Origin of the sequence: Cryptosporangium minutisporangium, assembly GCF_039536245.1 — a bacterium.
GTDB lineage: Bacteria > Actinomycetota > Actinomycetes > Mycobacteriales > Cryptosporangiaceae > Cryptosporangium > Cryptosporangium minutisporangium.
Genome location: NZ_BAAAYN010000038.1, coordinates 92,922 through 106,395, shown reverse-complemented (window position 1 = coordinate 106,395; position 13,474 = coordinate 92,922). Strand labels below are relative to the sequence as shown.

Genomic DNA, 13,474 nt, shown 5'->3' with positions numbered 1-13,474 from the left:
CTCCTCACCGTCGTTGGCGAGCCGAACGTATCAGCTAGTCTGAACGGCGTTCAATGGAGTGAATTAGATTCGGAGTACAGTTGAGCACGCAACCCCAGCCCGCGGAGGACCCCTCGGCCGAGGGCGCGTCGCCACGCGAGCTCCGCCGGGCGCAGCGCCTGGAGAGTCGGCGCCGGGAGATCGTCGAGGTGGCCGAGGAACTGTTCGCCGCCCACGGGTACGACGGCACGAGCCTGGAGAAGATCGCGGCGGGCAGCGGCTACTCCGTCGGCGGCATCTACAACTTCTTCCGCAGCAAGGACGCGGTCTACGCCGCCGTACTCGACCGGCACACCACCGTGCTGGTGGAGCGGCTCACCGCCTGCGTCGGCGCCGGCGGTACCGGGCTGGACACGCTGCTCTCGATGGCGTCCACCGCGGTCCGGACGCTCGGTGAGTTCCCCGACCGCACCCGGCTGACGCTCGGCGCGTTGCGGCCGGACTTCTCCCCCGACTCGCGTGGGCACTTCCGCCGCATCCTGGAGGCGTACGCGATCGCGATCCGCGACGGGCAGGGCGACGGCACGGTGCGGGACGGCGATCCGCGCCACCTCGCGCAGTACGTCGGGGGCCTGGTGCTCGCCCAGACGCAGGTCGACCCGGAGCTCACCGGCGACGCGTCGGGCATCCCCCGCGACGAGTTCCTCGCCCTCGTGCGCCGCGCGCTCGGAACCGTCCAGGGCTGACCGCGGCGCGGCCTCGGGGCCGCGGCGCGCGCTGGTTTACGCCAAATCCGCCGCCACGAGCGGCGTGGAGGCGGATTCGACGTAAATCAGCGTTGCGGCACCGGCGGCGCGCCACGGTAAGGTGGTCGCGCACATATCTGATGAAGGATTGAAGCCTATGTTCTCGGCGCCCCGCAGCGGTCGCCGTCGCTGAGCGGATCCCCGCTCGGCCCTCTCACGGCGTCCCGATGGTTTCCCATCCCTTCACCCGTGAGGTCTTCCCTTCCTGTGGGCACCAACGTCCAGAGTTTTGCTGTCACCAACCTCCGCCGCCGGCCGATCGCGCTGGAGGTCGGCCCGTTCGTCGTGGGCCTGGAGCCGACGACGACCAGCCCTCTTCTCAACTACGCGACGCCGCTGCCGGGCGCGGAGCCGACCGACCGGAGCGTCGCCGCGCTGATCACGGCGTTCCGGGAGCGTGGCCTCCAGCCGCGCCTGGAGTTCGCCCCGGACGCCGCGCCCGCGGTGGAGCCGGCCCTGCGGCGGGCCGGGTTCACCACCGAGGCGCGGAACGAGTACCTGGTCTGCACGCCGTCGACGCTGGCCCTCCCGGCCGGAGTCGGCGTCGAAACCCCCGGCACCGACGACGAGTACGCCCAGATCGACGCGGCTCTGTCCGAGGCGTTCGGTGGGGAGTTCCCGCCGTCGCGCGACGGTGCGGACCGGCTGCGCCGGATCGAGGACACCGGCGGCGCGGTCCGCTTCGTTCGCGCCTCGGACGGCGGCTGTGCCGGGGCGGGAACCTGCTCCCCGCTCGCTGAGGGCACCGCGGAGCTGGCCGGGGTGGGCACCCGGCCGGAGTACCGCGGCCGGGGTATCGGTGGGGCCGTGACCGCGGCCCTCACCGCGGCCTTGCTCGACCGGGGTGCGTCGTCGGTCTGGCTGGAGTACGGCGGCGACGGATCCCGGCGGGTCTACGAGCGGGTCGGGTTCCGCCCCGGCGGCACTCGCCTCTACCTGTCGCTGGTGGACTGACCCCGTGAGCGGTGTGCGTTCCGGCGACCTATGCCCTGCCGGAACGCACAACGCTCCGGGGCGCCGGCGCGCGCGGACGGTTCCACCACAGGGAGAGGCCGACGCCCGCGCCGACCAGCACCGTGGCGACGAGAACGAACCACACCGTCACCTCGACGTCCCGGCGCTGCATTCCGATCTCGCTGGGCAGGTCGGAGAGGACGTCGGCCAGCTGATCGGCGTCCTTCGCCTGGAAGTACCGGCCGCCGGTCAGGTCGGCGACCTGGGTCAGCGCCCCCTCGTCGATCTGCTGCACGCGCCGGCCGCCGCCGCGCGGACCACCGCCCCAGTTGCCGCCGGTGGTGTCGCCGCTGATCTGGTCGGGAGTGCAGACCATCGGCGCGGGCTCGGTGCTGCCGAAGCCGATCGTGAACACCCGCACCCGGCGCGCGGCGGCCTGCTCGGCCGCGGTGACCGGGTCGACGCCCTGGGTGTTCGAGCCGTCGGTCAGCACGACGATCGAGTCCGGCTCGTAGCCGCCGAGCGGCCCGGAGCCGGTGCCGCCGTTCGGGTCGGTGCTCGGCTTCGCGGCGCTGTCGCCCAGGTTGACGCCGCTGGCGGCGACGTCCGGGTTGATCTCGGCGATCGCGTCGATCGCGGTGAGGATCGCCTGCCCGATCGCGGTGCCACGGGCGGTGGTCAGCGAGTCGATCGCCTCCAGCAGTGCCTCCTGGTCGGTCGTGGGCGCCACCAGCAGACCGGCGATCCCGGAGAACGCGACCAGACCGATCCGGACGCCGTTGTCCTGCGACTCGATGAAGCTACGGGCGGCCTCGCTGGCGACCGCGAGCCGGTTCGGCTCGATGTCGGTGGTGCACATCGACCCGGACACGTCGATCGCCAGCAGGATCGTGCTCTGATCGGTCGGCACCGTCACCGACGCCTGCGGACGCGTCAGCCCTGCGCCGAGGACGAGCAGCCCGGCGAGGAACAGCAGTACCGGAACCCGGCGCCGCCACGACGGCCGCCGGGGTAACGCCGCCCGGATCAACGCGACGCTGGAGACCTGGATCGCCGTCCGCCGCCGACGCCGGTTGAGCCACCACCGGGCGAACAGGAGCAGCGGCACGGCCAGCAGCGCGCCGAGCGCCCACGGCCAGTGCAGCGACATCAGACGATCCTTCCGTGCCAACGGGTCATCAGGAGCGCGCCGGCCACCAGCAGCACGAGGGCTGCGGCGGCGACCGGTGCGGTGAGTTCGAGCGGTTCCTCCTTGCTGGTCAGGCGTAGGTCGATCGAGCGGGTGGTCTCGGCGAGGCCGTCCGTGTCCTCGGCGCGGTGGTACGAGCCGCCGGTGGTCTTCGCGATGCTCTCCAGCTGCTGTTCGTCCAGGGCGGTGGCGAGCTGGTAGCCGTCGACCTCGACGGTTCCACCCTGCGCCGTCCCCACCCCGACGGTCTGGATCCGCACTCCGGCGGTGGCCGCGAGGTCGGCCGCCGCCTGCACGTCGGCGCCGCCGGTGTTCTCACCGTCGGAGAACAGGACGATCGTCGCCGACGGCCAGTAGCCGAGGTCGGGAGCGGGCGCCGCCGTGTTCCCCTCCGGCACGTTCACCGGCTTGCCGGTGATCGTGCTCAGCGACGCCAGGATCGCCTGGCCGAGCGACGTCCCACCGGTTCCGCCGACCCGTTTGATCGCGGCGAGCGCGAGGTTGCGGTCGTCGGTGGGCTCCTGCGTCATCAGGGCCTGGTCGCCGAAGACGACCACGCCGATGTCGACCGAGTCCGGCTGGTCCTCCACGAACGACGTCGCCGCCTCCTGCTCGGCGGCGTGCCGAGTGGGCTCCAGGTCGTCGGCCTGCATGCTGTTCGACGCGTCGAAGACGAGGACGACCGTGCCCGCGATCCGGGGCACGGTCACCGTCGCCTCCGGACGGGCCAGGCCGACGAGCAGCAGCGGCAGGGCGGCCAGCAGCAGCGCGTAGGGCAGGTGCCGCCGGACCGCGCCGCCACCGGACGAGCGCCGGCCGGAGCCGCCCCGACCCGAGCCGCCCGGGCCGGAACCGTCCAGACCGGCCGCCGCGAGCGCCGCGGTCCGGCGTCGCTGCAGCCGGACGTAGGCCACCACGGTTACCCCGGTGCCGAGCACCGCGATCACCAGCACGGCCGGATAGCTGACGGTCACCGGCGCCTCCGGCGGGAGTCCTGGACCAGCCCGACCAGCGCGGTGACGGCGTCCTGTTCGGTGGTGATCCGATGGGCGGTCACCGCCGCCCGCCGCATCCCGTCCTCGACCGCTTCCTCCCGCGACCGCACCTCGGCGCTCAGCTGGCGTTGCAGCAGCGGGTCGCTGGTGTCGACCAGCACCTGCTCGCCGGTCTCGGCGTCCTGCACCAGGATCAGCCCGACGTCGGGCAGCTCCAGCTCGGCCGGGTCCACGACGCGGAGGACGACCACCTCGTGCCGGTGGGACAACCGCGTCAGCGCCCGGTCCCAGCCCGGCTCGCCGATGAAGTCCGAGAGCACGAACACCAGGCTGCGCCGCTTCGACGTCATGGAAGAGGCCAGCTGCAGCATCGCGGCGAGGTCCGTGGTGCTGCCCGGTTTCGTGGCCGGGCGTGCCCGGGTGAGCTCGGCGGCGAGGCGCAGGATCTGGTCCCGTCCGGTCCGGGGTGGGATCACCTGGTGCGCGCCGTTGTCGTAAAGAATCGCGCCGACCCGGTTACCGCCGTGGGAGAGCAGCTGCGCCAGGCCGACCGTCAGCTCGGTGGCGACCGACTCTTTCCCCTGGGCGCCTCTTCCGAACCGCATCGACGCCGACCGGTCGACGACCATCCACGCGGTCAGCTCCCGGTCTTGGGTGTACTGCCGGACGTAGGGCTCGTCCAGCCGCGCGGTGACGTTCCAGTCGATGTGCCGCACGTCGTCCTCGGGGGTGTAGAGGCGGAGGTCGGTGAAGTCGATGCCGGCGCCCCGCCACACCGTCCGGTACGCACCCTGGAGCCGCCCGTCGAGACGCCGGCGCAGCCTCCACTCCAGGCGCCGGAGTAACCGGTCGGGCGCCCCACCCGCACTCAACCGGGACGGCATGCTCAGCCGCCCCGGCCGGCCGGCTCAGGGACCCTCAGCGCGCCGAGGAGGCCGGTCAGTACCGCGTCGGCCGTGACGTCGTCGGCGAGCGCCTCGTAGGAGAGCACGAGCCGGTGCCGCAGCACGTCGAGCGCGAGGTCGGTGAGGTCCTGAGGTACCACGTACTCCCGGCCGCGCAGGAACGCCAGCGCGCGGGCGCCGAGCACCAGACTGATCGAGGCACGGGGGCTCGCGCCGAACAGTACGTACCGGGCCAGGTCGCCCTGTCCCACTCGGGCCGGTTCCCGGGTCGCGGCGGCGAACTGCACCGCGTACTCGATCAACGCCGGATCGACGTAGACCCGTTCGGCCTCCTGCTGCATCGCCACGAGGATCTCGGGGTCGATGATCCGCTGGATGGCGGCGCCCGGCGCGATCGCCCGTTCGACGATCACGAACTCCTCGGTCGCGCTCGGGTACCCGACGAGGACCTTCATCATGAACCGGTCGACCTGGGCCTCCGGCAGCGGATACGTGCCCTCCGACTCGATCGGGTTCTGGGTGGCCATGACCAGGAACGGCGCGGGCACGGCGTGGGTTTCCCGGCCGATCGTGACCTGCTGTTCCTGCATCACCTCGAGCAGCGCGCTCTGCACCTTGGCCGGCGCCCGGTTGATCTCGTCGGCGAGCAGCAGGTTCGTGAACACGGGTCCGAGCGAGACCTGGAACTCCCCGGTCGGCTGGTGGTAGACGCGAGTGCCGAGGATGTCGGCCGGCACCAGGTCCGGCGTGAACTGCACCCGGTGGAACTGTCCGCCGATCGCCTCCGCGAGCGACTTCACGGCCAGCGTCTTGGCCAGGCCGGGGACGCCTTCGACGAGGATGTGCCCCCGGGCGATCAGCGCGACGAGGAGCCGTTCGAGCAGCGTGTCCTGGCCGACGATCGTCTTCTTGACCTCGTAGAGGACCTGCTCGACCGGACCACCGCGGCCACCCGACCCCGCCGACGATCCGTTCGGCGTGCTCGCGCGGCTACCGTTCCACTCTCGGGTCATGGATCCGTCCTCGGTGCTCGGGAATCGGGTGGTCCGTCCGGGGCGGTCACAGCGGCGGCGCCCGGCCGTCGCCCTCGCTCGCGCCCAGCGCCGCGCCGATCGGCACCGCGAACCCCACCCCGATGAACGTGCCGGCATCCGTGGGGTTCGCCAGCGCGACGATGATGCCGATCACCTCGCCCCGCGCGTTGATCAGCGGCCCGCCGGAGCTTCCCGGGTTGACCGCCGCGTCGAACTGGATCAGCCCGCGCAGCGCGGCGGCGCCGGAGCGGGCGACCGTCCGGTTGAGCCCGGAGACGACGCCGCTGGTCGTGCTGTCCGCCAGCCCGAGCTGGTTGCCGATCGCCACGACGTCGTCACCGACCGCGGCACCACCGCCGAGTGTCGCGGGCACCACCACGTCGGGCAGGCCGTCCGGCGCGAGCACCGCGATGTCGAGGGCGGGATCGGACTGGACGACCGACGCCGTCGAGCGGGAGCCGTCGGCGAACGTCACCGAGATGCTGCGCGCGCCCTCGACGACGTGCAGCGCGGTGAGGATCACGCCGCTCGCGTTGGCGACGACGCCGGTGCCGAGCGCGGTACGGGCGGCGGTGCGCGCGTCCGGGTCCACGTCGGACGAGCCGCCGCTGGCCTGGATCAGCACGATCGAGGGCAGCAGCGTCTGGTACACCTGCGCGGTCGTGAGGGTCTCGCTCGGCGAGGGCGACGGCGCCGGGGCCGCGGCCGGTGGGGGCTCGTTCCCGCCGCGGACGAACACCAGCACGGTGAGGGCCACGGCCCATAACGCCACCCCGGCGATCAGTGCCCGGCGAGCCAATACTCGGCGGCGGCCCGGCTCGTCGCGTCGGGACCCGGCCTCCGAGTCCGTCGCACTGGCCTCCCCCGGCACTCCGGTCACAGGCCGACCACCGCGCTCCGCACCAGCCGATCCTAAGCGCGGTGCGGTCATGGAGAAGCCTCTCCCTACGTAGGAATCGGCTGTGCGGACGGTGAGGTAACGCCATAGTTTCGCAGTTCGCCCGTCCGCGCCATGGAGATCGCGACGCGGGCGCTCTCGCTCAGCTCACCGCCGCCTCGACCAGGCCGGCCGCGAGGCCGAGTGCGGCGCACACCCCGAGGACGCGGAGCACCGACCACTTCAGCCGGAAGATCAGCACCGCCGCGACGACCGCGATCCCCAGCGCCACCGGCCGGAGCGTCGACACGTCCGGAACGACCAGGTGCAGCGGACCGGCGGTGACCGTCTCGCTGTCGGCGAAGAGCGTGTGCACCGCGAAGTACAGCCCGAGGTTCGCGATGACCCCGACGACCGCCGCGGTGATGCCGGTCAGGGCGGCCGAGAGCGCCCGGTTGCCGCGCAGTCGCTCGACGTAGGGCGCACCGAGCAGGACGAACAGGAAGCACGGGACGAACGTCACCCAGGTCGTGAGCAACGAGGCGATCACCCCGGCCACCCACGGGTCGAGGCTTCCCGCGTGGTGGAACGCCCCGAGGAACGCGACGAACTGCACGACCATGATCAGCGGTCCGGGCGTCGTCTCGGCGAGTGCCAGGCCCCGCACCATCTCCCCGGCGGAGAGCCACCCGTAGTGCTCGACGGCGCGCTGCGCGACGAACGCCAGCACCGCGTACGCGCCGCCGAACGTGACGACTGCGGTCCCGGAGAAGAACAGACCCTGCTGGGTGAAGACACTGTCGGTTCCGGTCGTCACCGCGACGACGGCGACCGGTAGTGCCCACACGGTCAGTCCGACCAGGAGGATCAGCGCGTTCCGGCGCCCGGACGGCCGGTCGGCGTGCAGGGCGTCGTCGGCGATCAGCGGGGGCGGGCCCTCGTCGGCACCGCCGTGCCCCTGCGCGGACGTCACCAGACCCGGACGCACCCGGTGCAACGCCCAGCCGGCCACCGCCGCGACCAGGATGACGATCGGGAACGGCACGCCGAACACCGCCAGTGCCACGAACGCCCCGACGGCGAGCCCCACCAGCGGCGCGCTGTGCAGCGCACGCGCGCTGAGCCGCCAGACCGCCTGGGCGACGATCGCGACGACCGCGGGGCCGAGTCCGGCGAACACAGCGGTGACGACCGTCGTGTCGCCGTACCCGGCGTAGATCGCGGACAGCGCCAGCAGGGACAGCAGGCCGGGCAGGACGAAGAGCGTCCCGGCGACCAGTCCGCCGCGCAACCCGTTGAGCAGCCACCCCACGTAGATCGCCAGCTGCTGCGCCTCCGGGCCGGGCAGCAGCATGCAGTAGTTCAGCGCGTGCAGGAAGCGGCGCTGACCGATCCAGCGCCGCTCGTCGACCAGGTGCCGTTGCATCACCGCGATCTGACCGGCCGGGCCACCGAACGTCTGCAACGAGATCAGGAACCAGGTGCGGACCGCCTGCCGGAACGGGATCAGGTCCTGGCCGTCGGCCTCCGACGGCACCGCCGCCGCCGCAGGTACGTCCTGCACCCCGCGCTCCCCGACGTCTCCAGACATCCCCGGTGCACCCCTCCGTCGTTCCCGAACGGCCGTCCCCGCGGCCGCCCGGGACATTGTCGGGCCCGCGCCGGGCACCGCGGCGATCGGCGAGCGCAGAACCTCGCAGAACTTCGCGGAACCGTCGCGGAACCGTCACGGAACCGGGCTCCCGCACGCTCGATCCCGTCGTGGCCGAGCGTGCCACGGCCGTGAAGGAGAGACATGACTGGCGCCCACTCCCGGCCGGCGATCGTCGTCGCCGGGCTACGCAAGTCGTTCGGGGACCACGTGGTGCTCGACGGCATCGACTTGGAGGTGGCCGAGGGGACGACGTTCGCGCTCCTCGGCCCGAACGGGGCCGGGAAGACCACGATGGTGCACACGCTGACCACGCTGCTCCCGCCCGATGCCGGAACTCTGCGCGTCGCCGGGCACGACCCGGTCGGCGATCCGGACGCGGTGCGCGCCGCGATCGGCGTGACCGGCCAGTTCTCGGCGGTGGACGGACTGCTCACCGGCACGGAGAACCTGGCGCTGATGGCCGACCTCAACCACCTCGGGCGGGCCGAGAAGCGGCGGCGCGTCGCCGGGCTGCTGGAGCAGTTCGACCTGGTCGACGCCGCAGGCAAGCCGGTCTCGACCTACTCGGGCGGGATGCGGCGCCGCCTCGACCTGGCGATGACGCTGGTCGGGAAGCCGCGCGTCGTCTTCCTGGACGAGCCGACGACCGGGCTCGACCCGCGGAGCAGGCAGACGATGTGGGGCATCGTCCGCGAGCTGGTCGCCGACGGCGTGACGATCTTCCTCACCACCCAGTACCTGGACGAGGCGGACGAGCTCGCGGACCGGATCGCCGTGCTCGACCAGGGCCGGTTCGTCGCGATCGGTACGCCGGACGAGCTCAAGCGTCAGGTTCCGGGCGGCCACGTCCGGCTGGTCTTCGCGGACGTCACCGCACGGGACGCGGCCGCCGCAGCGCTGGGGCAGGCCCCCACCCCCGGCGACGAGACACCGACGCTGCGGATCCCTGCGGACGACACGGTCCCGGCGCTGCGCGGGCTGCTCGACCGCCTCGACCGGGCCGGCGTCGAGATCGCCGAGCTGTCCGTCCGCACCCCCGACCTCGACGACGTGTTCTTCGCGCTGACCGGCCAGGCGGCGACCGAGACCGCCACCGACCCCGAGGCGACCACGACGAAGGAGCCGATCGCCCGATGACTACCCTCTCGCTGACGGTGCGCGACTCGGTGACGATGCTGCGCCGCAACACCCGGCACCTCCAGCGGTACCCGGCCGTGGTGCTGGTCTCGACCGTCATCCCGGTCATGCTCCTGCTGCTGTTCGTCGGCGTTTTCGGGGCGCTCGGCGAGACGGTGCCGGGCGGCGACTACATCGACTACCTCGCGCCGGGCGTCCTGATCATGACGATCGGCTACGGCTCCTCGTCCACCGCGCAGGCGGTGAACCGGGACATGACCGAGGGCATCATCCAGCGGTTCCGGACGATGGCGATCGCCCGGTCCGCGGTGCTGACCGGCCACGTTCTCGCCGCCCTTCTCCGGACGGTGGTGAGCCTGGTGCTGGCGCTGGTCGTGGCGGGGCTACTCGGATTCCGGCCGGACGCCGGTCTGCTCGAGTGGCTCGCGATCGCCGGACTCCTGGTGCTGATGACGTTCGCGCTCAGCTGGCTCGCGGTGGCCGTCGGGCTGGCCGCCCCCAACGTGGAGGGCACCACCGGATTCCTCCTGGCGGTCCAGCTGTTGCCGTTCCTGAGCAGCGCGTTCGTCCCGACCGAGTCGATGTCGGGCGCGGTGCGGTGGTTCGCCGAGAATCAGCCGTTCACCCCGATGATCGACACGCTTCGCGCTCTGCTGCTCGGTACCGAGGTGGGCAGCGACGGCCCGATCGCGGTCGCCTGGTGCGTCGGGTTCACACTGGTCGGCTACCTGTGGGCACGGGCGGCGTTCCGCCGGGCTCCCGCTCGCTGACCGCCGAGCGGATCCGCGCCGCGTCCGACGCGGCGACCAGCAGGGACTCCCGGTCGAGGCCGGCGTAGGCCGACACCGCGTCGACGTACGCCGGCCCGTCGGCGCTCTCCGCGAGCGCGCGAGCCCTGGCCACCGAGTGCGGCGACTGGAAACCGCCGGTGACGCCCAGCCGATCGGCGAGCGCCACCATCCGGGCGCCGGAGGCGGCCCGGCCGTCGCTGAGCTCGACCAGCGCCCGCGCCAGCACCAGAGCGCCACAGGTCGGGAAGCCGACCATCGACTCCGACTCGGCGACCAGCGCCACCGTCTGGGCCAACAGGTCGGGTAGGCCCGCGATGAACTCCGGGACGTCGGCGAGCCGCCCGGCGAACGCGTGCGCGATCACCGCCGCGGCCTGCACCTCGGTCGCCCACGAACGCAGGCCGGGCAGCGACCGCTCGTCGGCGTCCCGCAGCTGGGCGGCCGTCCGGCGCCACAGCGCGAGCCCGGCGTCGACGTCGCCCCGGGCGATCCAGACCTCGGCCCGCACCGCGGCATCGAACAGCAGCGTCGTCCCCAGGTCGGCGTTGTCCGGTCCGGGCATCCGCGCCAGCCAGCGCTCCGCCTCGTCGATCGCACCGTCGTGGACGTTCGCGTGCACGATCGCCCAGCGCACCCGGCCGGCGATGGCGTGGGCGTCCAGCTCCTCCAGCACCGGAAGCAGCGCGGAGAGGTGGTAGATGGCCTCGGACGTGTGGCCGGCCGCGCCGTGCAGCTCGCCGAGCCGGGAGTGCGCGGCCGCCCGCAGCCACTGGTTGCTGCCCCGCTCGACGGCGCGGAGCAGGCGCGTGGCGGCCGCGAGCGCCGCGTCGAGATCCCCCTCGGCCTCCGCGGCGTAGCTGACCATCTCGTTGGCTGCCGCGGCGAGCATCGGTTCGTCGCTCTCGCACAGCGCGGGCAACGCGGTGGGATCGTCCAGCCGCAGCACGGTGTCGGCGGCGCTGATCAACGTCGTCGGTGGAGCGGATGGCAGACGACGAAGCGTCGCCATCGACCGCGCAGCGCCACCCCCGGTGAGCAGCAGCGCGCTGATCGCGGCGAGTACGACCGCCGTCCGCACGGCCTCGACCAGCGCCGGGTCCGGACGGTAGTGCGACAGCACCCACACCGGCTCGCCGGACAAGGACAGCATCCGGCTGAAGTTCGACTCGACCGTCCACAACCCACCGAGCGCCGCCGCGGTCGCGGCGACGGTTGCGCCGTCGACCCGATCGATGCCGATCCGCAGCGCGTGCTGCAGGTTGTCCTGCTCCGCCCGGATCCGCCGGATGCCCCCGACGAAGTCGTCGCCGAACGGCGCACTGTGGTGCGCCAGGCCGAACGCGCGGGCCCAGGCGAGGAACCGCTCGATCGCCCGATCGGTCTCCCCTGCCTCGTCCCGGCGCAGCGCGCTGAACTCGCGCACGGTCTCCAGCATCCGGAACCGCACGCCCGGCCCGTCGTCGACCACCTTCAGCAGGGACTGGTCGACGAGGTGCTCCAGGATCGCCAGTGGGTCCGGTCCGTTCAGCACCGAGCCGGCCGCCGCCGCGGTGAACCCGCCCGGGAAGACCGAGAGCGCGCGCATCGCGGCTCGCCCGTCGGCGTCCAGCAGATGCCAGCTCCAGTCGATGACCGCGGCGAGCGTCCGGTGCCGCGGCGGGGCGTCCCGACGGCCGCCGCGCAGCACCGTGAACCGCTCGTCCAGGCGGTTCGCGAGGTCACTCGGGGAGTGCACCCGGATCCGCGCGGCGGCCAGCTCGATCGCGAGCGGCAGGCCGTCGAGGTGGCGGCAGATCTCCGCGACGACGTCGTCGGGCAGGTCGGCGCCGGGCCGCACCGCCAGCGCCCGCTGCCGGAACAGCTCGACGCTGGTCGGCAGCGGTAGCTCCGGCAGCGCGTAGAGCGCCTCGGACGACAGGCCGAGCGGCGTGCGGCTGGTGGTCAGGATCCGGACCCGGTCGGTGGCGGCCACCAGCGCACCGGCCAGTTCCGCCGCGCCGGCCAGCACGTGTTCGCAGTTGTCCAGCACGAGGAGGGTCGGTCCGGGGCCGAGCGCCTGCACGATGCCGGTGACGACGTCCGGTGGGGTGGGAACCGGGCCCAGGCCGGCGACGGGTGGGGGCTCGGCGGTCGCGACCGCCGCGGCGACCGTTCGTTCGACCTCGGTGGCGTCGGTGAGCCCGGCCAGCGACACGACGGACACCGCACGCTGGTCCGCCTGCCGGGCGACGGCGGTGGCGAGACGGGTCTTGCCCAGACCACCGGGACCGACGATCGACACCACGCGGGAGCTGCGCAGCAGGCCGGTGACCGCGGCGACGTCGTCGTCCCGGCCGAGCAGCGGGTTCGGGTCGTGCGGGAGGCCGTGCCCGGTCACCGGAGCGGCGGGCCGCAGCAGGTCGCGCTGGAGCTGCTGCAATGCGGCGCCCGGGTCGGTGCCGAGTTCGTCGCGCAAGCTCCGCCGGTACGTCTCGTACCTGGTCAGCGCCGCCGCCGGGCCCTGGGTGGCCGCCTCGCAGCGCAGCAGTTCGGCCAGGATCTCCTCGTCCCGGGGGAACTCGCGGAACGCCTCGGCGAGCGGCCCGGCAGCGTCCGCGTTCCGGCCGAGCCGGGCGAGCGCCAGCGCTCTGGTCCGCACCAGCGATCGGTGGACCGGTCGCAGCCCCGCCCGCAGCTCGGTCAGCGGCCCCTCGTCGTCCACGGCCGCCGGCTCCGGCGTCGCCCAGAACGCGAGGCCGTCCTCCGCCTGGCGCAACGCGGCGGCGGCGTTTCCGGCCTGCGACTCCCGCGTCGCCGCCGACGCCCGCAGCCGCGCCGCGGACACGTCGACCTGCTCGGCGTCGAGCGCGAGCCGGTAGCCCCGCGGCGTCCAGACGACGACGTCCGGGCCGAGCTGCGCGCGGGCGCGGAACACCAGCGCCTGCAGCGCCTTCGCCGGGTGTTCCGGCAGCCCGTGCGGCCACAAACCGTCGACCAAGACGCTGGTCGCGCACCCGGCCCGCAGCTCACCGGCGAGTAAGGCGAGCAGGTTCCGCAGCCGGGGTCCCACCACCTCGGTGCCGCGGTAGGCCACCCCGGTCAGCAGCCGCAGCTCGACCGTGCGCTCCCCGTTCACACGACGAAGATTAGACCCGCTTCCCACTGGTTGATGAA

11 protein-coding genes are annotated in these 13,474 nt (G+C 73.1%); 4 read left to right on the top strand and 7 right to left on the bottom strand.

The annotated features are described in order from the left end of the window. The first annotated feature begins 80 nt into the window (after nt 1–80). Together ABEB28_RS27500 and ABEB28_RS27495 are read left to right on the top strand one after the other, a co-directional pair. Entirely contained in the window at nt 81–725 is a 645-nt protein-coding gene (locus ABEB28_RS27500) for a TetR/AcrR family transcriptional regulator (RefSeq protein ID WP_345731122.1), read from the top strand. A 267-nt stretch (nt 726–992) separates the two neighbouring features. Further along, nucleotides 993–1,739 carry a GNAT family N-acetyltransferase gene (locus ABEB28_RS27495; RefSeq protein ID WP_345731121.1) on the top strand — a complete coding sequence of 249 codons (747 nt, stop codon included), beginning with the start codon at nt 993–995 and terminating at the stop codon, nt 1,737–1,739. A gap of 28 nt (nt 1,740–1,767) precedes the next feature. Here the strand turns inward: ABEB28_RS27495 and ABEB28_RS27490 are convergent, their stop codons facing one another. From ABEB28_RS27490 to chrA, 6 genes are all read right to left on the bottom strand, one after another. After that, nucleotides 1,768–2,889: a VWA domain-containing protein gene (locus tag ABEB28_RS27490; protein WP_345731120.1), complete on the bottom strand. Its 1,122-nt coding sequence runs from the start codon at nt 2,887–2,889 to the stop codon at nt 1,768–1,770. Beyond that, complete coding sequence (locus ABEB28_RS27485) at nt 2,889–3,902, bottom strand: vWA domain-containing protein (protein ID WP_345731119.1); 1,014 nt, start codon at nt 3,900–3,902, stop codon at nt 2,889–2,891. Before ABEB28_RS27485 ends, ABEB28_RS27490 begins: the two co-directional genes overlap by 1 nt. After that, complete coding sequence (locus ABEB28_RS27480) at nt 3,899–4,807, bottom strand: DUF58 domain-containing protein (protein WP_345731118.1); 909 nt, start codon at nt 4,805–4,807, stop codon at nt 3,899–3,901. The genes ABEB28_RS27485 and ABEB28_RS27480 overlap by 4 nt, the downstream gene beginning before the upstream one ends. Before the next feature lie 2 nt (nt 4,808–4,809). Continuing rightward, nucleotides 4,810–5,841, bottom strand: a complete 1,032-nt coding sequence (locus ABEB28_RS27475) for an AAA family ATPase (RefSeq protein ID WP_345731117.1) — start codon at nt 5,839–5,841, stop codon at nt 4,810–4,812. Between the two features lie 46 nt (nt 5,842–5,887). Continuing rightward, nucleotides 5,888–6,742 (bottom strand): S1C family serine protease, encoded by an 855-nt coding sequence (locus tag ABEB28_RS27470; protein ID WP_345731116.1) that lies wholly within the window; start codon nt 6,740–6,742, stop codon nt 5,888–5,890. Nucleotides 6,743–6,902: 160 nt separating this feature from the next. After that, nucleotides 6,903–8,330 (bottom strand): chromate efflux transporter, encoded by a 1,428-nt coding sequence (gene chrA / locus ABEB28_RS27465; protein ID WP_345731115.1) that lies wholly within the window; start codon nt 8,328–8,330, stop codon nt 6,903–6,905. 204 nt (nt 8,331–8,534) lie between these two features. Here chrA and ABEB28_RS27460 point away from each other — a divergent pair, with 204 nt between their 5' ends. After that, a complete protein-coding gene (locus ABEB28_RS27460; protein WP_345731114.1) occupies nt 8,535–9,530 on the top strand; it encodes an ATP-binding cassette domain-containing protein in 996 nt (331 codons plus the stop codon). Beyond that, a complete protein-coding gene (locus ABEB28_RS27455) occupies nt 9,527–10,300 on the top strand; it encodes an ABC transporter permease (RefSeq protein WP_345731113.1) in 774 nt (257 codons plus the stop codon). Before ABEB28_RS27460 ends, ABEB28_RS27455 begins: the two co-directional genes overlap by 4 nt. Here the strand turns inward: ABEB28_RS27455 and ABEB28_RS27450 are convergent. Further along, on the bottom strand, nt 10,242–13,436 hold the full coding sequence (locus ABEB28_RS27450; protein ID WP_345731112.1) for an ATP-binding protein: 3,195 nt from the start codon (nt 13,434–13,436) through the stop codon (nt 10,242–10,244). The genes ABEB28_RS27455 and ABEB28_RS27450 overlap by 59 nt on opposite strands. Nucleotides 13,437–13,474 lie beyond the last annotated feature (38 nt).